The following is a 21,737-nucleotide window of genomic DNA, read 5'->3' as shown; positions in this document are numbered from 1 at the left end:
CCGGCGGGCGGCCCGTGGGCGGCGCGCACCGCGGCACCGTTGCGGTGCATGCGGGCTACCGATCAGCCGGTTTGGGGCGACCGACTTCCGGGTATAATTACGGCCTTCCTTTCGCCCCACGTCGCCACCTCGCGCGACTCATCGACGTCAGTCCAGCCCATGGCTCACTTCTCGTGTTTTCCCGGCGCTTCGGCCCTCTCCGATTTCCGTCAAACCCGTCTGCTCGACACGCTCAGGCAAATCGACGCCAACATCGTCGCGGTGCGCGGGCAGTTCCTGCACTTCGTCAATGCGGCCGAGCCGCTGTCGGCCGACGACAGCGCGCGCATCGACGCGCTGATGCACTACGGCGCGCCGTTCGAACCGGCGACTGAAAAGGGCACGGCCGAGACCTTCGTCGTACTGCCGCGCTTCGGCACGGTCTCGCCGTGGGCGAGCAAGGCGACCGACATCGCGCAGCATTGCGGCCTCACGCAGGTGCGTCGCATCGAGCGCGGCGTCGAGTTCACGGTCACGCTGAAGTCGGGCCTGCTCGGCGGCAAGAAGGCGCTGTCGGACGACGCACGTGCGGCCGTCGCAGCCGCGCTGCATGACCGGATGACCGAAAGCGTGGTCGCGGCGCGCGACGACGCGAAGCACCTGTTCGACGAACTGCCGGCCAAGCCGCTCGCGAGCGTCGACGTGCTGGGCGTCGGCCGCGGTGCGCTCGAACGCGCGAACGTCGAGCTGGGCCTCGCGCTCGCCGACGACGAGATCGACTACCTGGTCGACGCGTTCCGCAAGCTCGAACGCAACCCGACCGACGTGGAACTGATGATGTTCGCGCAGGCGAACAGCGAGCACTGCCGCCACAAGATCTTCAACGCGCAGTGGACGATCGACGGCGAAGCGCAGGACATGTCGCTGTTCGCGATGATCCGCAATACCGAAAAGCTGAACCCGCAGGGCACGATCGTCGCGTATTCGGACAACTCGTCGATCATGGTCGGCGCCGAAGCCGAACGCTGGTTCCCGCGCAACGCGGGCGCGGCCGGCGAGCCGGGCGAGCGCTATGGCCGCCACAACGAGCTCACGCACACGCTGATGAAGGTCGAGACGCACAACCACCCGACGGCGATCTCGCCGTTCCCGGGTGCGGCGACCGGCGCAGGCGGCGAGATCCGCGACGAAGGTGCGACGGGCCGCGGTGCGCGCCCGAAGGCCGGCCTCACGGGCTTCACCGTGTCGAACCTCGATCTGCCCGACGCACGCCAGTCGTGGGAAAACGCGCGCGACGCGGCCCAGCCGGTCGGCGAGCGCAACCCGAACGATGCGCACGGCCCGTACGGCCGCCCGGACCGCATCGCGTCGCCGTTGCAGATCATGATCGACGGCCCGCTCGGCGGCGCCGCGTTCAACAACGAATTCGGCCGTCCGAACCTCGGCGGCTACTTCCGCGTGTACGAGCAGAACGTCGGCGGGAAGGTGCACGGCTATCACAAGCCGATCATGATCGCGGGCGGCCTCGGCAACATCGCCGATCAACATACGCACAAGCACGACGTGCCGGCCGGCTCGCTGCTGATCCAGATCGGCGGCCCCGGCATGCGGATCGGGATGGGCGGCGGCGCCGCGAGCTCGATGGCGACCGGCGCGAACACGGCCGAACTCGACTTCGACTCGGTGCAGCGCGGCAACCCCGAAATCGAGCGTCGCGCACAGGAAGTGATCAACGGCTGCTGGCAGCTCGGCGCGGAAAACCCGATCCTGAGCATCCACGACGTTGGCGCGGGCGGCCTGTCGAACGCGTTCCCCGAGATCGTCGACGGTGCGGGCAAGGGCGCGCGCTTCGAGCTGCGCAAGGTCGCGCTCGAGGAATCGGGCCTGTCGCCGCGTGAAATCTGGTCGAACGAAGCGCAGGAGCGCTACGTGCTGGCGATCGCACCGGCCGACCTGCCGCGTTTCGAGGCGATCTGCGTACGTGAGCGCTGCCCGTTCGCGGTGGTTGGTGTCGCGACCGACGAACGCCAGCTGAAGCTCGTCGACGACGAAGCGGCGGGCGCCGACGAATACCCGGTCGACATGCCGATGGAAGTGCTGCTCGGCAAGCCGCCGCGCATGCATCGCGACGTCACGCGCGTGGCGACCGAGCGCGCGCCGGTCGACGTGACGGGCATCGCGCTGTCGGAAGTCGCGGTCGACGTGCTGAAGCACCCGACGGTCGGCAGCAAGTCGTTCCTGATCACGATCGGCGACCGTTCGGTTGGCGGCACGTCGGTGCGCGACCAGATGGTCGGCCCGTGGCAGGTGCCGGTGGCCGACTGCGCGGTCACCGCGCTCGACTACGCGGGCTTCAAGGGCGAGGCGATGACGATGGCCGAGCGCACGCCGCTCGCGGTGATCGACGCGCCGGCGTCGGGCCGCATGGCGGTCGGCGAGGCGATCACGAACATCGCGAGCGCGCCGATCGCATCGCTCGACAAGCTGAAGCTGTCGGCGAACTGGATGGCTGCATGCGGCACGGCCGGCGAGGACGCCGCGCTGTTCGACACGGTCAAGGCGATCGGCATGGAGCTGTGCCCGGCACTCGGGATCGGCATCCCGGTCGGCAAGGATTCGCTGTCGATGAAGACGAAGTGGGACGAGCAGGGCGTCGCGAAGGAAGTGGTGTCGCCGGTGTCGCTGATCATCTCCGCGTTCGCACCGGTCGAGGACGTGCGCCGTCACCTGACGCCGCAACTGCGCCGTATCGCCGACGCAGGCGACAGCGTGCTGATCGCGATCGATCTCGGTCGCGGCAAGAACCGGATGGGCGGCAGCATCTTCGCGCAGGTCACGCAGCAGGTCGGCGACACGACGCCGGACGTCGACGACGCAGAAGACCTGAAGCGCTTCTTCAACGCGATCCAGTCGCTCAATGCGCAGGACAAGCTGCTGGCATACCACGACCGCTCGGACGGCGGCCTGTGGGCGACGGTGTGCGAAATGGCGTTCGCGGGCCACGCGGGCGTGTCGCTGAACGTCGACATGCTGACGCTCGACCCGAATCACGAATCCGACTACGGCGACGCGAAGGACTGGGCGAAGCAGACGAGCGGCCGTCGCGACGATCGCACGCTGCGCGCGCTGTTCTCCGAGGAACTCGGCGCCGTCGTGCAGGTGCGTGCGACCGACCGTGACGCGGTGCTCGGCGCACTGCGCGAGTTCGGCCTGTCGGCGTGCTCGCACGTGATCGGCTCGGTCAACGATCGCGACGTGATCGAGGTGTATCGCGACGCGAAGAAGATCTTCGACGCACCGCGCACCGAACTCCATCGCGCATGGGGCGAAGTGAGCTGGCGCATCGCGCGCCTGCGCGACAACCCCGCGTGCGCGGATGCCGAATACGACGCGCTGCTCGACGCGGCCGATCCGGGCATCTCGCCGGTGCTGAGCTTCGATCCGGCCGACGACATCGCCGCGCCGTTCATCTCAACGGGCGCACGGCCGCGCGTCGCGATCCTGCGCGAGCAGGGCGTGAACTCGCATCTGGAAACGGCCTACGCGTTCGATCGCGCGGGCTTCGATGCACACGACGTGCACATGAGCGACCTGCTGGCCGGCCGTGCCACGCTCGCCGATTTCGCGGGTGCGGTCGCATGCGGCGGCTTCTCGTACGGCGACGTGCTGGGTGCGGGCGAAGGCTGGGCGAAGACGGTCCGCTTCAACGCGAACCTCGCCGACATGTTCTCGGCGTTCTTCGCGCGTCCCGACACGTTCGCGCTCGGCATCTGCAACGGCTGCCAGATGCTGTCGAGCCTCGCGTCGATGATCCCGGGCGCGGAAGCGTGGCCGAAGTTCACGCGCAACAAGTCCGAACAGTTCGAGGCGCGCTTCTCGTTCGTCGAAGTGCAGAAATCGCCGTCGATCTTCTTCGCGGGGATGGAAGGCTCGCGGATTCCGGTCGCGGTCGCGCACGGCGAAGGCTACGCGGACTTCTCGCAACAGGGCGACATCGATCGCGTCGCGGTCGCGATGCGTTACGTCGACCACCGCGGCGAAGCGACCGAGGGCTATCCGTTCAACCCGAACGGCTCGCCGGCCGGCATCACGTCGGTCACGACGGCCGACGGCCGCTTCTCGGTGCTGATGCCGCACATGGAGCGTGTGCATCGCACGGTCGCGATGAGCTGGCACCCGGAAAGCTGGGGTGAAGCGAGCCCGTGGATGCGCGTGTTCCGCAACGCGCGCCGCTGGATCGGTTGATCGGGATGATGTTCGATCCGAACGCGCCGGTCGAGGTCGTCACGCTGCGCGACCAGCGCGCGAGCGAGGCCGACGCGATCGGCCGCGTGATCGTCGCGGCGTTCGCTGGCGAGCCGGAAGGCGGGCAGTTCGAACGGCGGATCGTCGATACGCTGCGTGCGGACGGTGCGTTGAGCGTCTCGCTCGTCGCGGAGCGCGACGGCCGCCTGATCGGTCACGTTGCGTTCTCGCCGGTGTCGATCGGTGGTGAACCGTCGGGTAGCCAGGGCTGGTACGGGCTGGCGCCGCTCGCGGTGCTGCCCGACTGCCAGCGACAGAGCATCGGTGCGGGGCTGGTGCGCACGGGGCTCGACGCGTTGCGCCGGCTTGGCGCACGCGGCTGCGTGCTGCTCGGGGAACCCGCGTACTACACGCGGTTCGGCTTTGCGCCATCCGGCGACATCGTGTTCCCGGGCGTGCCGCCCGAGTATTTCCTCGCGCTGTCGCTCGACGATTCGGCGCTGCGTCCGTCGGGTGACGTTCGCTATCACGACGTGTTTTATCCCGCGTAACCTGCGCATGCGGTGCGCGTGAATCCGGCACGGAAAGGGCCGCTCTCTGGAGAGCGGCCTTTTTCTTTTGCCGGGCTGCAAGCGCATCGTGACGCGCCCGCAAGCAGTGCGCGGGCAATAAAAAAGCCGCTCCGAAGAGCGGCTTTTCGATGCGGCGACGAGCGCCGGCGTTACTGGATCTTTGCCTGCTGGCGCAGACCTTCCTCGAACGCCTGCAGCTTCTGCTGCACGAGCTGCTGCGCGATCTGTGCCTTCACCTGATCGAACGGCGGCGGGGCGATGTCGCGGATGTCGTCGACACGGATGATGTGCCAGCCGAACTGCGTCTTCACCGGCGTGTCGGTCATCTGGCCTTTCTGCAGCTTCTGCGCAGCCGCCGCGAATTCCGGCACGTACGCCTTCGGGTCGGACCAGTCGAGATCGCCGCCGTTCTTGCCCGAACCCGGATCCTTCGAGTACTGCTTCGCGAGATCCTCGAACTTTGCGCCGGCCTTGATCTTCGCGATCAGGTCCTTCGCCTGCTGCTCGTTGTCGACGAGGATGTGGTGCAGGTGGTATTCGCGATTGCCGCCGGCGCCCTTGACGAGGTCGTCGTAGCGCGCCTTCACTTCGGCGTCGGTCGGCTGGTTCTTCTTCAGGAAGCTCTCGATCATCGAACGCAGCACGACGGTCTGCTGCGCGACGGCGACTTGCGCCTTCACGTCCGGACGGTTCGGGATGCCTTCACGGATCGCTTCCTGCATCAGGATTTCGCGGTTCACGAGTTCCTGGCGGACGGCCTGCTGCAGTTGCGGGCTGTCGGTCTGGCCTTGCTGGACGAGCTGAGCAACCATCGCGTCGGCGCGCGACTTCGGAATCGGCGTGCCGTTGACGACGGCGATGTTCTGGGCAAATGCCGGTGCCGCTGCAAAAGCAGCCGCCGCGACCCACAGGCGGGGGGATTTCAGGATCATCGGGAATTCCTAATGAGACTAGATTGAAGATTCGTTGAATTCTTCGGGCGTGTAAGCCACGATCGCGAGCGCGTGAATGCCGCGCTGCATCGCATCAGCGAGCGCATCATACACCAGCCGGTGCCGCGCGACGCGCGGCTTGCCCGCGAAGGCGGCCGACACGATCGTGACCGTGAAGTGGCCGCCGGCGGACGCGCCGGCGTGGCCTGCGTGCTGCGCGCTGTCGTCGCGCACGGTGAGCGACACCGGGGCGAGCGAGGCGGTGAGGCGCGCTTCGATCAGCGCGATGCGTTCGTCAGGCGACGCGTGGAGAAAGGCGTCCGTCATGTCACTCGTCCTTCAGGTATTTCGTGAGCCACAGGCTCTGCAGGATGATGAATACGACCATCGCGCCCGTCGTGCCGAACAGCTTGAAGTTCACCCATTGCGATTCGGTGAAGTTGTGCACCACGTACAGGTTCGCGACGCCGAGCACCGCGAAGAACAGCGCCCAGGCGACGTTCAGCTTGTCCCACACGGGGTGCGGCAGCGTGAGCTGCTTGCCCATCATCTTCTCGATCAGGTTGTTGCCGAACGCATAACGCGCGGCGAGCAGCCCGACCGCAAACAGCCAGTACAGCACAGTCGGTTTCCATTGAATGAATTTCTCGTCATGCAGGACGAGGGTGGCGCCACCGAAAACGACGATCACGCCGAGGCTGACCCACAGCATCGTGTCGACCTTCCGGTGCCGGAAGGCAACCCATGCGACCTGGGCCAGCGTCGCGACGATCGCGACGGCGGTAGCGGTAAAGATGCCCCAGACCTTGAAGGCGGCAAAAAACAGGATGATCGGAAACAGATCGAACAGGAATTTCATGGCGCTCGCAGCTGCGTGAAAGGCCGCTTGCGCGGCCTTTCACCGTTGTAGGGACCCGCCAGGCACCGCCGGAGCGGATCGGGGCGGCGGCGAGGAGTGCCCCGCGGATCCGCCCGGCGCCGCTCATTCGTTTTCGGGTCGGGACTCGAAGTTTAACGCAGCCGAATTGATGCAGTACCGCAAACCGGTCTGGTCGCGCGGGCCGTCCTCGAACACGTGGCCGAGATGCGCGCCGCAGTGGTTGCAGCGCACCTCGACACGCACCATCCCGTGCGAGTAGTCGACCTTTTCGTCGATCACCTCGCCGTTGAGCGGCTTGAAGTAGCTGGGCCAGCCGCAGCCCGAGTGGAATTTGGAGCCGGATTCGAACAGCGGCGTGCTGCAGACGACGCATTTGTAGATGCCGTCGTCTTCGGTGTCGGTGTATTCGCCGGTGAACGCACGCTCGGTTGCCGCATGCTGCGTGACTTCGTACTGCATCGGCGTGAGCCGACGGCGCAGCTCGGCGTCGTCCTTCTCGTACGGGAAGGTCTTGTCGTCGGAATCGTGGGACATGTGGGGTTCTCCTGATCGGTCGGTCGATACGCGCGGGTTGGGGCTCAGGACGAGCAGCTCACTTCGAGCGACCCGGCCCAGTCGGGCGGCAACGCCGCGTACGCTTCATGCTCCGGTTGTTCGTCGAACGGCCGGCGCAGGATCTGCGCGAGACGCTCGACTTCCGAAAAATCCTTTTCCTTTGCGCGCCGGATCGCGACTTCGGCGAGATGGTTGCGCAACACGTATTTCGGATTCACGCGGTTCATCGCGGCCGCACGTGCCGCATCGTCGCGCGTTTCCTCGGACAGCCGCGCGCGGTAGAGGTTCGCCCACGCGTCGAACGCGTCGCGGTCGATGAACAGGTCGCGCACGGGCGCGTCGCGGCTCGCGTCGTGCTTCGAGATCTGCGCGAGCCGGCGGAACGTCAGCGTGAAATCCGCGTGGCTCGCATGCATCGTCTCGAGCAGCTTGTTGGCAAGCTCGGCATCGTTCTCGCGCTCGAGCTCGAGGCCGAGCTTCGCGCGCATTGCACGTTCGAGCGCGGGGCCGAAACGTTCCGGGAATTTCGCGAGCACGGCCTGCGCGTCCTCCACTGCACGTTCGGCGCGCGCATCGTCGTCGGCGATGCCGTGCTGCAGGCCGATCAGCGGCAGCAGCGCCTGCGCGAGGCAATAGCAGTTCCAGTGCGCGATGCGCGGCTGCATCCGGTATGCGTAGCGGCCGCTCGTATCCGAGTGGTTGCAGATGTGGTTCGCGTCGAACGCATCGACGAAGCCGAACGGGCCGTAGTCGATCGTCACGCCGAGGATCGACATGTTGTCGGTGTTCATCACGCCGTGGCAGAAGCCGACTGCCTGCCACTGCGCGACGAGATCGGCGGTGCGCAGCGTCGCGGCTTCGAGCAGCGCGAGGTACGGATCGTCGGCGTGGCGGCAATCCGGATAGAAGCGGTCGATCACGTGATCGGCGAGCTGGCGCAGCAGGTCGGGGCGATCGTTCGAGAAGAAGTGCTCGAAGTGGCCGAAGCGCACGAAGCTCTCGGACACGCGCGTGACGACGGCCGACGTCTCGATCTCCTCGCGCACCACCGGCTGGTCGGAACCGATCACCGTCAGTGCGCGCGTGGTCGGGATGCCGAGGTGATGCATCGCTTCCGAGCACAGGAATTCGCGGATCGACGAGCGCAGCACCGCGCGGCCGTCGCCCATTCGCGAGTACGGCGTGCGGCCGCTGCCTTTCAGCTGCAGCTCGTAGCGGCGGCCGTTCGTGCCGGTGCGCTCGCCGATCGTCAGCGCGCGACCGTCGCCGAGCTGGCCGGCCCACACGCCGAACTGGTGGCCGGAATACACCGATGCATACGGCATCGCGTTCGCAGGCCAGTCGCGCGTCGGGTTGCCGGCAAACAGCTCGGCGAAGCCGGGCTGCGCGGCGATCGACTGCGGCAGGTCGAGCAGTTGCGCGACTTCGTCGGAAAAGCCGACGACGTATGGCGCCGCAAGCGGCGCGGCCGGCAGCCGCGTATGAAACGCGTCGCCGAGCGTGACGAACGCGCCAACGGCGGGCTCGCCGAGCGTGGCGGCGAGGTCGGGGAGGGTGTCAGCCGAATCGGCTGCGCTTCGGGAAAACGACATGTTGAGCGCCTCTGGGTAAGCCGATATTGTAAGGCGGCGCCGCGCCGCCCGCATGGTGGCCCGCGCACCGTGCGCCACGCCCGTCCGGGGCCGCTGACGGGCGCGCCGCAGAGGCACCGATTCGCATCCTCACGGAGAACAAGACGATGGGTAAGCCGTTGCTGGGCCAGATGATGGACATGCCGTTGCTGGTGTCCTCGCTGATTTCTCATGCCGCGCGGCACGCCGGCGATACGGAGATCGTGTCGAAGCGCGTGGAAGGCGATCTGCATCGCTACACGTACCGCGATTGTGAACGCCGCGCGAAGCAGCTGGCGCAGGCGCTTACGCGGCTCGGCGTCGAATCCGGCGATCGCGTCGGCACGCTGGCGTGGAACGGTTACCGGCATCTGGAAGCGTATTACGGGATCGGCGGGATGGGAGCCGTGTGCCACACGATCAACCCGCGCCTGTTCCCCGAGCAGATCGCGTACATCGTCAATCACGCGGAAGACCGCTACGTCTTCTTCGACATCAATTTCGCACCGCTCGTCGCGGCCATCGCGCCGCAATGTCCGCACGTGAAGGGCTGGGTCGCGATGACGGACGCCGCGCACCTGCCGTCCGGCACGACGCCGTTCCTCTGCTATGAAACGCTCGTCGAAGCGGAGGACGGCCGCTACGACTGGCCGCGCCTCGACGAGCAGCAGGCGTCGGGGCTCTGCTACACGTCGGGCACGACCGGCAACCCGAAGGGCGTGCTGTATTCGCACCGCTCGACCGTGCTGCACGCGTACGGCGCCGCGCTGCCCGACGCGATGAACCTGTCCGCGATGGACGCCGTGCTGCCCGTCGTGCCGATGTTCCACGTCAACGCGTGGGGGCTGCCGTACGCGGTGCCGCTCACGGGCGGCAAGCTCGTGCTGCCCGGCAAGGATCTCGACGGGAAATCGCTGTACGAGCTGATGGAAGCCGAGCGCGTGACGTTCTCGGCGGGCGTGCCGACCGTGTGGCTCGGCCTGCTCAACTACATGCGCGAAGCCGGCGTGCGCTTCTCGACGCTGAACCGCACGGTGATCGGCGGCTCCGCGTGCCCGCCCGCGATGCTGCGCACCTTCGAGGACGAATACGGCGTGCGCGTGATCCACGCATGGGGGATGACCGAGCTGTCGCCGCTCGGCACGCTCGCGAAGCTCAACTGGGCGCAGTCGCAGCGGCCGCTCGACGCGCAGCGCAAGCTGCTCGAGAAGCAGGGGCGCGTGATCTGCGGCGTCGACATGCGCATCGTCGGCGAGGACGGCCACGAGCTGCCGTGGGACGGCGTCGCGTTCGGCGAACTGCAGGTGCGCGGCCCATGGGTGATCGACCACTACTTTCGCGGCGAGTCGTCGCCGCTGTCGGACGGCTGGTTCCCGACCGGCGACGTCGCGACGATCGACCCCGACGGCTTCCTGCAGATCACCGACCGCAGCAAGGACGTGATCAAGTCGGGCGGCGAGTGGATCAGCTCGATCGACATCGAGAACGTCGCGATTGCGCACCCGGGCGTGGCCGAGGCCGCCTGCATCGCCTGTGCGCACCCGAAATGGACCGAGCGCCCGCTGCTCGTCGTGGTGCCGCGCGACGGGGCAAACCTGAACCGAGACGCGCTGCTCGCGTTCTACGAAGGCAAGGTCGCGAAATGGTGGATTCCCGACGACGTCGTATTCGTCGAATCGCTGCCGCACACCGCGACCGGCAAGCTGCAGAAGCTGAAGCTGCGCGAGACGTTCCGCGATTACGTGTTGCCGACGGCGGTCTGCGAGCCGTAACGCCGGGCCCGGGCCGGAAGCGGTTCGTGAAGCGGTCGCCCGATCCGTCCCCGGATCGGGCGACCGGCATCGGGAAAAAATTCAAATTGAACGACCGTGCTTTTTCGTTGTATGCTGCCTCCGTTCATCCGGACATGCGGCTGTTCGACCGCGCACAATGAAGCGCAGCCACCCCGGCGCGCGATGCATGGAGGCAGGCAGATGGCAGTGGATTACTCGACTCGCGACGGCGTGGCCGTCCTTACACTCAACAATCCGCCCGTCAACGGGCTCGGCCTGTCGACCCGTCAGGGCGTCATGGACGCGCTCGATCGCGCCGCGCAGGACCCGTCGGTCACGGCCATCGTGCTGACCGGCGCGGGACGCGCATTCTCGGGCGGCGCGGACATCACCGAATTCAATACGCCGAAGGCGTTGCAGGAGCCGACGCTGCACACCGTGATTTACGCGGTGGAGGCAAGCGCGAAGCCCGTCGTCGCGGCGCTGCACAGCGTCGTGATGGGCGGCGGCCTCGAGCTCGCGCTCGGCGCGCACTACCGCGTCGCGGCACCGGGCGCGCAGGTCGCGCTGCCCGAAGTGAAGCTCGGCCTGCTGCCGGGCGCGGGCGGCACGCAGCGCCTGCCGCGTGCAGTGGGGCTCGAAACCGCGCTGAACATGATCGTGTCGGGCGCGCCCGTGCCGTCCGAGCAGCTCGCGAAGAGCGGGCTGTTCGACGAAATGGCCGACGGCGACCTGCTCGACGCGGCCGTCGCGTTCGCCCGCAAGGTCGGTGCGCAGAAGGGGCCGCATCCGCGCGTGCGCGATCGCAAGATCGTCCACCCGAACGCCGCGGGCTTCATCCAGTTCGCGCGCAATTCGGCCCGGGCCGCCGCACCGAACTTCCCTGCGCCGCACAAGTGCATCGATGCGATCGAGGCCGGCGTGCTGCACGGCTTCGACAAGGGCAGCGTTGCCGAGCGCGAAGGTTTCGTCGCGTTGATGATGACGCCGGAAAGCCGTGCGCTGCGACATGCATTCTTCGGCGAGCGCGCGGCGAGCAAGATTCCCGACGTGCCGGCCGATACGCCGTTGCGCGAGATTCGCCGCGTCGGCGTGATCGGCGCGGGCACGATGGGCGGCGGGATCGCGATGAATTTCATCAATGCGGGCCTGCCCGTGACGTTGCTCGAGACGAAACAGGACGCGCTCGAGCGCGGCGTCGCGACGATCCGCAAGAACTACGACGCGCAGGTGAAGAAGGGCAAGCTCACGCAGGAGAAGCTCGACGCGCGCATGGCGCTGATCACGCCGACGCTGTCCTACGACGACCTGAAAGACGCCGACCTGATCGTCGAGGCCGTGTTCGAGGAACTCGGCGTGAAGGAGCAGGTGTTCAAGAAGCTCGACGAAGTTGCGAAGGCGGGCGCGATCCTCGCGTCGAACACGTCGACGCTCGACGTCGACAAGATCGCGGCGTTCACGAAGCGTCCGCAGGACGTCGTCGGCATGCACTTCTTCAGCCCGGCGAACGTGATGAAGCTGCTCGAGGTCGTGCGCGGCGCGCAGACCGCGAAGGACGTGCTGGCCACCGTGATGGCCGTCGCGAAGAAGATCCGCAAGACGGCGGTCGTGTCGGGCGTGTGCGACGGCTTCATCGGCAACCGGATGATCGAGCAGTACATCCGCCAGGCGCTGTTCATGCTCGAGGAAGGCGCGCTGCCCGCGCAGGTCGACCGTGCGATCGAGAAATTCGGTTTCGCGATGGGCCCGTTCCGGATGAGCGACCTCGCCGGCAACGACATCGGCTGGGCGATCCGCAAGCGCCGCTACATCGAGCAGCCCGATCTCCAGTACTCGAAGATCGCCGACCGCCTGTGCGAGCAGGGCCGCTTCGGCCAGAAGACGGGCGCCGGCTGGTACGACTACGTGCCGGGCGATCGCAAGGCGAAGCCGTCGTCGCTCGTCGACGAGATGGTCGTCGCGTATTCGAAGGAGCGCGGCGTCGAGCGGCGCAAGATCGGCGACGACGAGATCGTCGAGCGGCTCGTGTTCGCGCTCGTCAACGAAGGCGCGAAGATTCTCGAAGAGAAGATCGCATCGAAGGCGTCCGACATCGACATGGTCTACCTGACCGGCTATGGCTTCCCGCTGTGGCGCGGTGGCCCGATGCTGTACGCGGACGTGGTCGGCCTCTACAACGTCGAGCGCGCGATTCGCCGCTACGCAGCTGCACCGAACGGCGACGCATGGCAGCTCGCGCCGTCGATCGCGGAGCTCGCGAAGGCCGGCCGCGGGTTCAACGGCTGACGCGCAGGATCGCGGCGCGACGCACACCCGGAGAAACGCAATGAAACGCACCGACGACGTACTGCTCGTGATCGACGTGCAATACGACTTCATGCCGGGCGGCGCGCTCGCGGTGCCCGACGGCGACGCGGTCGTGCCGGTGATCAACGCGCTGGCGCAACGCTTCGACCAGGTCGTGCTGACGCAGGACTGGCACCCGCGCGAGCACGTGTCGTTCGCGGCGAACCATCCGGGCCGCGAACCGTTCTCCACGCTCGCGCTGCCGTACGGCGAGCAGGTGCTGTGGCCCGTGCACTGCGTGCAGGACACCGACGGCGCGGCGTTGCATCGCGACCTCGACATCCCGCACGCGCGGCTCGTGATCCGCAAAGGCGGCGACGCGCAGGTCGACAGCTATTCCGCGTTCGTCGAAGCCGACCGCACGACGCGCACCGGGCTCGCGGGCTATCTGCGCGAGCTCGGCGCGAAGCGTGTGTGGTGCTGCGGGCTCGCGACCGACTACTGCGTCGCGTGGTCGGCGCTCGATGCGCGCGCGGCCGGTTTCGAAGCCGCAGTGATCAACGATGCGTGCCGCGCGATCGACCTGAACGGGTCGCTCGCCCACGCATGGCAACAGATGCAGGCAGCGGGCGTCGCGCATGTGACGTCCGCGGGCGCGCGCCCGGCGGCGTAGCGCAATTCCCCATCCGATTCAGGACATGATGCAGGACCGAAGGAGACTCGCATGACCGAAGCCGTAATCGTATCGACCGCCCGCACGCCGCTGGCGAAATCCTGGCGCGGTGCTTTCAACATGACGCATGGCGCGACGCTCGGCGGCCACGTGGTCGCGGCCGCGCTCGAACGCGCGAAGCTCGACCCCGCACGCGTCGAGGACGTGATCATGGGTTGCGCGAACCCCGAAGGCGCAACCGGCGCGAACATCGCGCGGCAGATCGCACTGCGCGCGGGGCTGCCCGTGACGGTGCCGGGGATGACCGTGAACCGTTTCTGCTCGTCCGGGCTGCAGACCATCGCGCTGGCCGCGCAGCGGATCATCGCGGGCGAAGGCGAAGTGTATGTGGCAGGCGGCGTCGAATCGATCTCGTGCGTGCAGAACGAGATGAACCACCACATGATCCAGGAAGGCTGGCTCGTCCAGCACAAGCCCGAGATCTACTGGAACATGCTGCAGACGGCCGAGAACGTCGCGAAGCGCTACGGCATCTCGAAGGAGCGGCAGGACGAGTACGGCGTGCAGTCGCAACTGCGGGCGGCAGCCGCGCTGGAAGCCGGGCGCTTTCGCGACGAGATCGCGCCGATCACTGTGCTCGCGGGCATCGCCGACAAGGCGACGGGCCGCCTGTTCACGAAGGAAGTGACGGTCTCGGCGGACGAAGGGATCCGTCCCGACACGACGCTGGAAGGCGTGTCGAAGATCCGGTCAGCCGTGCCGGGTGGCGTGATCACCGCCGGCAACGCGAGCCAGTTCTCGGACGGCGCGTCGGCCTGCGTCGTGATGAGCGCCGACGCCGCGCAGCGCGAAGGGCTGCAGCCGCTCGGCGTGTTCCGCGGTTTCGCGGTGGCCGGGTGCGAGCCGGACGAGATGGGCATCGGCCCCGTGTTCGCGGTACCCAAGCTGCTGAAGCAGGCGGGGTTGAAGGTCGACGATATCGGCCTGTGGGAACTGAACGAAGCGTTCGCGGTGCAGGTGCTGTACTGCCGCGACACGCTCGGGATTCCTGAGGATCGTCTGAACGTGAACGGCGGCGCGATCGCGGTCGGCCATCCGTACGGCGTATCGGGCGCGCGCCTGACGGGCCATGCGCTGATCGAAGGCAAGCGGCGCGGCGTGAAGTACGTGGTCGTCACGATGTGCATCGGCGGCGGGCAGGGCGCAGCCGGCCTGTTCGAAATCCTCTGATCTTTGGCAGATGGCGGCCGCGGTTTCGCTTCGGCGAGGCAGGCGGCCGCGATGCGAATCGGTGCGACTGACCCACCATTCGAAACAATCGGGAAGCAAAAGGCATGCACCCGGCAATGCCGTTTCCCCTTACTTGTCAAACGAATTGCCCCACCTATACTTGCTCTGACATTTGCCTTTCGGCACGATGGGCCGGATCGTGCGTTGCGCGATCCGTGCCGCGAAGGTTCGAACCAACGCAGCAGACCGACCGGGGACCGAATGAGTACGACCTATGCAGCCGGGGAACCGCCGCGCGTCGTCAGCGCGGCCGCGAGGCTCTACGCGAAATGCCTGCTGATCGGATTCGCGTTGCTGCCTGCCTATCTGATCGCCTATCTGTGGTTCTTCAGCGACCCGCACGTCGTGTTCGAGAGCCACGCGTTCCATGAAATCGCAATCGCTGCCGCGACCCTCGAAGGCGCATTCGTCACCTACGTAACGTGGGTGTGCTACCGGTCGTCCGGCGAGCCGCTGCTGCGCTGGCTGACACTTGGCTTTCTCGGCTTCGCGATGATCTACGCGCTGCACGGTGCGTTCACCGGAATGGCGCATCACAACATCTGGCTGTTCCTGCTGTACGGGCCTGCGTCGCGGCTCGTGATGTCGATCCTGCTGCTCACGGGCCTGCTGTCGTATTCGCGCCCGCCCGATCGGATCGAGAAGCGTACCAGCGTGCGCACGTGGCTGCCGTGGATCGTGTTTTTCCTGATCGTCAACGTGGTCGTGGCGTACATCGCGTATTCGCCGGTCGCGGGCGCGCTGGGCACGCGGCTGTCGATGGAGGGCGGCGCGCTCGTGTTCTCGCTGCTGAACGTCGCCGTGCTGCTCGCGCGGCGGATCCGCTCGCCGCTGATGGTGATCTACGGCGTGTCGATCATGGCGTTCGCGCTGTCGTCGCTCGCGTTCATCCTCGGCAAGCCGTGGAATCACATGTGGTGGCTTGCGCACGCGATTTTCGCGGGCGGCTTCTTCCTGCTCAGCTACGGTGTCGTGCAGGCGCTGCAGACGACGCGCTCGTTCTCCGCGATCTACAGCCAGGAAGACCTGATGAGCCGGCTGTCGGAATCGATGGCGCGCACCGAGAGCGCATTGCAGGAACTGCGCCGCACGAACCAGAAGCTCGAATACATGGCCGCGACCGATCCGATGACGGGCGCGTCGAACCGCCGGCAGTTCATCGCGCAGGTCGAGCGCGAGATGGTGCGGGCCGAGCGTGACGGCACGCCGTTCTGCCTGCTCGCGCTCGATCTCGACAATTTCAAGAACATCAACGATGCATACGGGCACCAGATTGGCGACGAGGTGCTGCGCGGCGTCGTGCGCCAGTGCCTCGATGCGATCCGGCCGGCCGGCGGGCTGGCGCGGGTCGGCGGCGAGGAGTTCATGGCGCTGCTGCCGGAGATGCCGCTCGAAGGCGCGCGGATGACGGCCGAGCGCGTGCGCTCGTCGATCGCGAGTTCGCCGTTCGGACTCGATTTCAAGCGCGTGCAGGTGACGGTCAGCGTCGGCGTCGCGCAATACGGGGCCGACGGCAGCACGGTGGATGCGCTGTTGCGCGTGGTCGACGAACGCTTGTACCAGGCGAAGCGGGAAGGGCGGAACCGGGTTGTGTCGCGGTGATGCGGGGTTGCGCTGCACGCGGGCGATAGTGATTTAACGCGGGACGATCAGCAATGCGGTCGTGCGGTTGAGGTGTCGATCGCTTCAATGTCTACTGAAGCCCCGGGGGCGGTGACGCTCCCGGGGCTTTTGCATGCCGGTCAGCACGCGACTGGCGATGCGTTACCGCGACGCCAGGGTCGCCGCGCTCTGCTTTGGCTGCGCGTCCTGCATCCGCTGCGACGCCTGCCACCAGTACTTGCCGGCGCGCTGCTGCGGATCGCGGATCGCGAGATACGTCGTACTCCAGAGCTGCGCCGCGTTCGCCTCGGTGGCGTCCGCGCTGCGCGTGCCGAATGCATCGGTCTGGTACTTGCCGTTCACGTAGGACCACGTCCACATCTCCGACGTGCGCATGTCGCGTCCGTTCGAGATCACCTGCCAGATCGTCTGCCGCGCCTGCGTGAGCAGCGTGCGTGTCGCGGCCGACAGGTCCTGGCGCGCGAGCTGGCGATCGAGCCCGGCCACCCACATCGCCTGCTGCCACGACCAGATCACCGTGCCGTGATACGCGGAACTGGTGAACTTCGGCCACAGCGCCTGGCTTGCATACGCGGGATTCGCGATCAGCATGCCGGCATCGGTCACGAGCCCGGTCGGGAACGGCCGCGTGACGTCGGCGACGATCCGCTGAAGTTCGTCGTCCGGCGGCGTGCCGAACAGCAGCGCGAAGCCGCCGTCCGAATTCATCACCGGAATCGGATTGCCCTGCTGATCGAGCGACAGCGCGTAGAACGCCAGCGGTACGCCCGGCTCGGCGCCGGCCGGCACGCCGGCGGAAGGCGCATAGGCCGACACGTCGGTGGCCGCCTGCGCGGCCGGCACGCTGACCTGGAACAGCGGCGGTGCCTGCGTTTCCCACGTGGCCGCCTGGTTTGCCGTGTTGGCGAGCGTCGCGCGCTGTCCGGCATCCAGATACGGATCGAGCAGGCCGCGCGTGAGGAATGCGTTCGCCGCGCGCAACGCGGCCGGCACGAGCACCGCATTCACGTCGTACGGGTACACGCCGCCGCCGAGCCCGTCGGTGCTGTCGCGCCAGTTGCCGACGATCTCGCCGGGCCGCAGGTGGATCAGGTTCGCGACCGACGGCTGCTGCGCGAACGGCTGCGCGGTCGTCGCGACGTGCAGCAGGTTGACGACCAGGCGGCTGCCATTAGTCTGCCCGTCGCTGCCGCGCTGCGCGAGGTACGCGGCCGCGCGGGCCTGGCCGCGCGTATCGTCGATCAGCCACGCGGCCGCGATCGGCGCGAGCAGATAGTCGCTGTCGATCATCTTGTAGTCGTAGGTTGGCGTCGGGTCGTTCGGCCGTCCGTTCTTCTGGTTGTCGACGAGGGCGAATTCGCCGATCCCTTCCTCGTGCGCGACCTTGCCGTCGGTCGACAGCCGGCTCAGCACCGACGACAGGCCGGACTCGATCGCCGCGGGTTCGAGCACGGGCATCAGCATGCGCACCGAGATCAGCGTGTCGCGGCCGAAGTAGGTGTCGTACTGCCACGAGCCGGCCAGCAGCTTGTCGTGGAAGCTCAGGAACTCGAGCACGTTCTGGCTCACCGGGTCGGGGTTCACGGACGGCGCGAGCAGGTCGGCGCGCGTGATCGGCGACAACGGCGTCTCGCCCGACAGCGCATCGACATGCAGCCGCAGCGTGTGCGAGCCCGCCGGTGCGCTCAGGACGAGCTTGCCGCCCGCTGCCGGTGTAATGCTGCCGCCGTCGCGCAGCGTGATGCGCAGTGAATAGCCGGGCGCGCCGTCGATCCGGTCGCGCTGCCATTGCGCGGCGCTGCCCTGGGCCGTCGGCGCGGTGAGGATCTGCTGCGGAATCGTTGCACCGCCGTTGAAGTCGCGCAGGAAGCGCACGTTGCTGAGCACGCCCTGGCGGATCGTCAGCGTGTTGGTGTCGACCGACACGTCGGCGCCGATGCCGTACAGCGGGCGGCCGTGAGTATCAGGTGTCGATAGCGCGGACGGCGGCGTGTCGAGGCTCCAGTTCACCGGCTGAGCGGTGTCGTCGAACCACAGCCCGGTGCCGCTGTTGCCGGCGGGGAAGACCACCAGCAGGCGCGGTTTCGTCGACGAGCGCACCAGCAGGTGTGCGGCGACCTTGTCCTGTCGGTAGAACGCGTTGATCTGGCCGCCGGTGTCCATGCGGAACGACAGCGCAGCGTTGTTCGACGGCGGGTTGCTCGATTTGACGTCGTCGTCGTTGCAGGCCGCGAGCAGGCCGGCGCAGATGAATCCGAGACACAGCGACTTCGCAAGGCGATGCATGTTGATGTCCCTCCTGATGACTGGTGATTTTTATGAGAATTATCGAATGAGCAGGTGCTCGATCTGCTTCGTCCGGTATTGCGGAATTCCTGAGAATCGCGGATTTAATCCGGGGGTGCTTCGGGGGCGAATTGAATGGGAAGTAACCGATTGGCGGTTAATGCCGGAATTGAAAACAAAAAGAGGTGCTGCCCCGGCCAGGCATGAAAGACTTCTCTGTTAGCGTTCCGATGCCTTGCCGGCATTGGCGCGTGCGCGGCGTGTGAAACAAAACGTAAGCTGTCGTAGGAGATTCTAAAGTTCGGATAAAGTCGAAGTCAATAATGATTTTATGGTTTTCGAATAATGCTCTGAAATGAGGTTGCAATTATTGCTTGCCGGGTCGGTAAAATGTGCGAATTCATGAAGAAATGGAAGCGCGCTGATTATCGCGTTTGGTGAAATTCAATTGGCAATCGATGTCCGAATTGGCGATTGATTCCGAACCGGGATTGAATCGTGACGGTTCGCCTGTCGCCATGTCTCGGGGTGTGCAAACGGAAGGCGCGGATTGCGATGGATTCGGCGATACGGAGTGTGAGCAACCGGTGTTCCTGCGACCGGACCGGTGGGTGATTCCGTGACCCGGGCTCCATACGATCACGCCAGCGGCGCCGGCAAGTTTGGTAGGCTTGGGGACCGCTTCCGTTTATCGAATTGACGCAGTCGGTCACTGATACGATTCGATATTCGTCTTTTGCGGGGCTGACGATTTTGCGACTGAGCGACTCTTCATCGATGGCCGATGGCGGTTGATGTCGCCTTCACTCCGGAGAATGCGCCGTGCTGCACGTGTCCGACGATTCAGTGGTCGTATTGGTTGATTTTCAGGCGCGGCTGATGCCGGTGATCCACGAAGGGGCGTCCGTCGTCACGCAGGCTGTCCGACTTGCCCGAATTGCGCAGATCATCGGGGTGCCGGTGATGGGTACCGAGCAGAGCCCCGTCCAGCTGGGCCGGAACGTATCGGAAATCAAGGAGCTGTGCTCGCACACCGTCGTCAAGGACCATTTCGACGCGTGCGCGGAGGGCCTGGTCGAGGCATTGCCGGCCGGGCGCAACAGTGTCATCGTCGCCGGCTGCGAGGCGCACGTGTGCGTGTTGCAAACGGCGTTCGGGCTGTTGCGCAGCGGCCGCAAAGTCACGGTGGTCAGCGATGCCGTGGGGTCGCGCAGGACGATCGACCGGGACGCGGGGATCGCCCGGCTCGGCGCGGCGGGGGCGCAAATCGCGACGGTCGAGATGATCGGGTTCGAATGGCTGGGCTCCAGCCGGCATCCGTGTTTTCGCGATGTGCTGCGTCTGATCAAGTGAGTTGCGGCGCTGGTGCGCTGACGGAAACGATGTTCCAGGTGCCGGATGAGTGAATCTCGGAATGTCGGCCATTGGGCCGGCAGGTTCGGTAGGCTGGCTGCCGGCGGTCGCAGGCGGGATTCTCGCGTCGGCGGACTGCACGGATAAGAGTCGCGCATCGTTGCCGGTATGAGGCGACGCCTGTTTCGATCCCTGCCTTTCAGTGCCCGGCCGCGCCGGTCTGCGCGCGAGCAAATGGTGGGGCGGCGGAACATGCGTGAGCGGCTAGGGTTTCAGCCGGAACGGCCAATTTCGGATGCTCTGTCCATTTCCTCGATATGTCGATCCGAGACCGCTACGTAAGCGAATCGCCCCGCCGCATGATTTTCGCTTTGTCGTAATCGCTTACTGCACCGCGATATCCGCAAGCCTTCGCCAAGTCACTGCGCCAAGCATTTTTTCGCGTTTATTTGCCTTCCGCCACCATCCCGCCAACCGAGCGATCCACTATCATCTGGCGTTGCGGAACCACGATATGGCGCTTGGCGATGACCTCCCAACTAAGCGCCATCTCGATACAGGCAATCGGGCGAATTTCAACAATGGCGACGGCGCGATCGCGTTGTACGCGGACCTCAGAAAAGAAATGACAGATCCCGTCACCCCGCCGCGCCAGCCCGACTTCCTCACGCCGCTGCCACGCCCGCACGGAGATATCCAGACCGCGGTCGTGAACCTCGTCGGCCGCCTGGCGCCACTCGTTCCCGTTACACGTCAGCCATCTCTCGCACGAAAAATCGCCGAAGTGATCGCCGGCAGGCCGAGTTCAATGGCCAACAACATGTTTGTCCGCCAGAGCATTATCCGCGGGGGCGCCGCGACGGACGACCAGGTAATCGAGGGCCTGGCGGCATGGGTCACGGTCCTGTTCGATCTCGGCAACCTGCAACACGACCGGCGCCGTGCGCTGGACGTCGAAGCCCGAATCCCCGGCAAAGCGCTGGCCTGTCTCGCGCACGCGCTTTCGAAATCACGCAACGGCTGCATTCTCGCGGTCCCGCACATCGGCAGCATCGAACTGTTCGCGGCGCATCTCAAGGACCATGGATTCAACCTTGGCTTCGTCTATTCGATAAGCGACCAGCCGACGCTGACCGAACGCTGGATTTACGAAGGCCGACGTGCCGTCCACGGAACCCCGATCGCGTTCGGCCGCAGGAACACCGGCGCCGAGATCTCGCAGGTTCTCGCGAACAATGGCGTCGTCGTGATGGTCGTGGATGTCTACCCAAGCGCCAGATTCAAGGGCATCGTCGCCAGGGTCCACGATGCCGAATTCAACTTGCCGCCGGGACCTGGGAGGTACGCTCGGTCCGGAACGCTGATCCTGCCGGGTTTCGCATCGCGCCGGGATGAGCGGGGCTTTGCGATGAACATTCTCGCCCCGATCGAATACCATGCATCGATGCCGGAGCAGGACGCGGCCGCCGCGCTTACCCAAACGCTTGCCAGCCATATCGCCGGGTTCACTGCCGAACAGCCGGAGGCTTACTGGCTCTGGCATCCGATCCCCAATGATCCGTATCTGGCCGTTGCGCAACGGTACCGGCCGGACTTGCTGAACGCGTCTGCCGCACCGCCCCCCGACGACGAAGCAACGGCGCTGGCGGTGGAAGCGGCGAGCGCGACGCTGACAACATGA

At 66.3% G+C, this 21,737-nt stretch carries 15 protein-coding genes; 9 read left to right on the top strand and 6 right to left on the bottom strand.

Going from position 1 to position 21,737, the window contains the following annotated elements; translation table 11 throughout:
- Positions 1–159 precede the first annotated feature (159 nt).
- Together purL and G3N99_RS06345 are read left to right on the top strand one after the other, a co-directional pair.
- Positions 160–4,224, top strand: a complete 4,065-nt coding sequence (gene purL, locus G3N99_RS06350; RefSeq protein WP_206121938.1) for a phosphoribosylformylglycinamidine synthase — start codon at positions 160–162, stop codon at positions 4,222–4,224.
- A 5-nt stretch (positions 4,225–4,229) separates the two neighbouring features.
- Entirely contained in the window at positions 4,230–4,775 is a 546-nt protein-coding gene (locus G3N99_RS06345) for an N-acetyltransferase (RefSeq protein ID WP_206121939.1), read from the top strand.
- Between the two features lie 170 nt (positions 4,776–4,945).
- Here the strand turns inward: G3N99_RS06345 and G3N99_RS06340 are convergent, their stop codons facing one another.
- The 5 genes from G3N99_RS06340 to G3N99_RS06320 all read right to left on the bottom strand — a co-directional run bounded on the left by G3N99_RS06340 (position 4,946) and on the right by G3N99_RS06320 (position 8,755).
- A complete protein-coding gene (locus tag G3N99_RS06340) occupies positions 4,946–5,728 on the bottom strand; it encodes a peptidylprolyl isomerase (protein ID WP_069256899.1) in 783 nt (260 codons plus the stop codon).
- An 18-nt stretch (positions 5,729–5,746) separates the two neighbouring features.
- Positions 5,747–6,055, bottom strand: coding sequence for a BolA family protein (locus G3N99_RS06335; RefSeq protein WP_174941195.1), 309 nt, complete (start codon positions 6,053–6,055; stop codon positions 5,747–5,749).
- A 1-nt stretch (position 6,056) separates the two neighbouring features.
- On the bottom strand, positions 6,057–6,587 hold the full coding sequence (locus G3N99_RS06330; RefSeq protein ID WP_069745154.1) for a septation protein A: 531 nt from the start codon (positions 6,585–6,587) through the stop codon (positions 6,057–6,059).
- 123 nt (positions 6,588–6,710) lie between these two features.
- Positions 6,711–7,142, bottom strand: a complete 432-nt coding sequence (gene msrB, locus G3N99_RS06325; protein WP_011352349.1) for a peptide-methionine (R)-S-oxide reductase MsrB — start codon at positions 7,140–7,142, stop codon at positions 6,711–6,713.
- A 44-nt stretch (positions 7,143–7,186) separates the two neighbouring features.
- Entirely contained in the window at positions 7,187–8,755 is a 1,569-nt protein-coding gene (locus G3N99_RS06320; RefSeq protein WP_206121937.1) for a protein adenylyltransferase SelO, read from the bottom strand.
- A 146-nt stretch (positions 8,756–8,901) separates the two neighbouring features.
- On the opposite strand from G3N99_RS06320, the gene G3N99_RS06315 reads away from it, so the two are divergent.
- The 5 genes from G3N99_RS06315 to G3N99_RS06295 all read left to right on the top strand — a co-directional run bounded on the left by G3N99_RS06315 (position 8,902) and on the right by G3N99_RS06295 (position 16,396).
- Positions 8,902–10,545, top strand: coding sequence for a 3-(methylthio)propionyl-CoA ligase (locus G3N99_RS06315; protein WP_174941599.1), 1,644 nt, complete (start codon positions 8,902–8,904; stop codon positions 10,543–10,545).
- A gap of 201 nt (positions 10,546–10,746) precedes the next feature.
- Positions 10,747–12,831: a 3-hydroxyacyl-CoA dehydrogenase NAD-binding domain-containing protein gene (locus tag G3N99_RS06310; protein ID WP_206121936.1), complete on the top strand. Its 2,085-nt coding sequence runs from the start codon at positions 10,747–10,749 to the stop codon at positions 12,829–12,831.
- 40 nt (positions 12,832–12,871) lie between these two features.
- Positions 12,872–13,504: a bifunctional nicotinamidase/pyrazinamidase gene (gene pncA, locus G3N99_RS06305; protein ID WP_046545910.1), complete on the top strand. Its 633-nt coding sequence runs from the start codon at positions 12,872–12,874 to the stop codon at positions 13,502–13,504.
- Positions 13,505–13,555: 51 nt separating this feature from the next.
- Positions 13,556–14,734, top strand: coding sequence for an acetyl-CoA C-acyltransferase (locus tag G3N99_RS06300; protein ID WP_206121935.1), 1,179 nt, complete (start codon positions 13,556–13,558; stop codon positions 14,732–14,734).
- Between the two features lie 261 nt (positions 14,735–14,995).
- Positions 14,996–16,396, top strand: a complete 1,401-nt coding sequence (locus G3N99_RS06295; protein WP_174941185.1) for a sensor domain-containing diguanylate cyclase — start codon at positions 14,996–14,998, stop codon at positions 16,394–16,396.
- 162 nt (positions 16,397–16,558) lie between these two features.
- On the opposite strand, the gene G3N99_RS06290 is transcribed toward G3N99_RS06295, so the two are convergent.
- Complete coding sequence (locus G3N99_RS06290) at positions 16,559–18,703, bottom strand: hypothetical protein (RefSeq protein ID WP_206121934.1); 2,145 nt, start codon at positions 18,701–18,703, stop codon at positions 16,559–16,561.
- 822 nt (positions 18,704–19,525) lie between these two features.
- Here G3N99_RS06290 and G3N99_RS06285 point away from each other — a divergent pair.
- Both G3N99_RS06285 and G3N99_RS06280 read left to right on the top strand, forming a co-directional pair.
- Positions 19,526–20,056: an isochorismatase family protein gene (locus tag G3N99_RS06285; protein ID WP_206121933.1), complete on the top strand. Its 531-nt coding sequence runs from the start codon at positions 19,526–19,528 to the stop codon at positions 20,054–20,056.
- Positions 20,057–20,570: 514 nt separating this feature from the next.
- On the top strand, positions 20,571–21,737 hold the full coding sequence (locus G3N99_RS06280; RefSeq protein ID WP_174987269.1) for a hypothetical protein: 1,167 nt from the start codon (positions 20,571–20,573) through the stop codon (positions 21,735–21,737).

It is taken from the genome of Burkholderia sp. Ac-20392, from assembly GCF_017104585.1.
Classification (GTDB): domain Bacteria; phylum Pseudomonadota; class Gammaproteobacteria; order Burkholderiales; family Burkholderiaceae; genus Burkholderia; species Burkholderia lata.
Note: the sequence above shows the minus strand (reverse complement) of the source record. Positions and strands in the feature narration are given on the sequence as shown.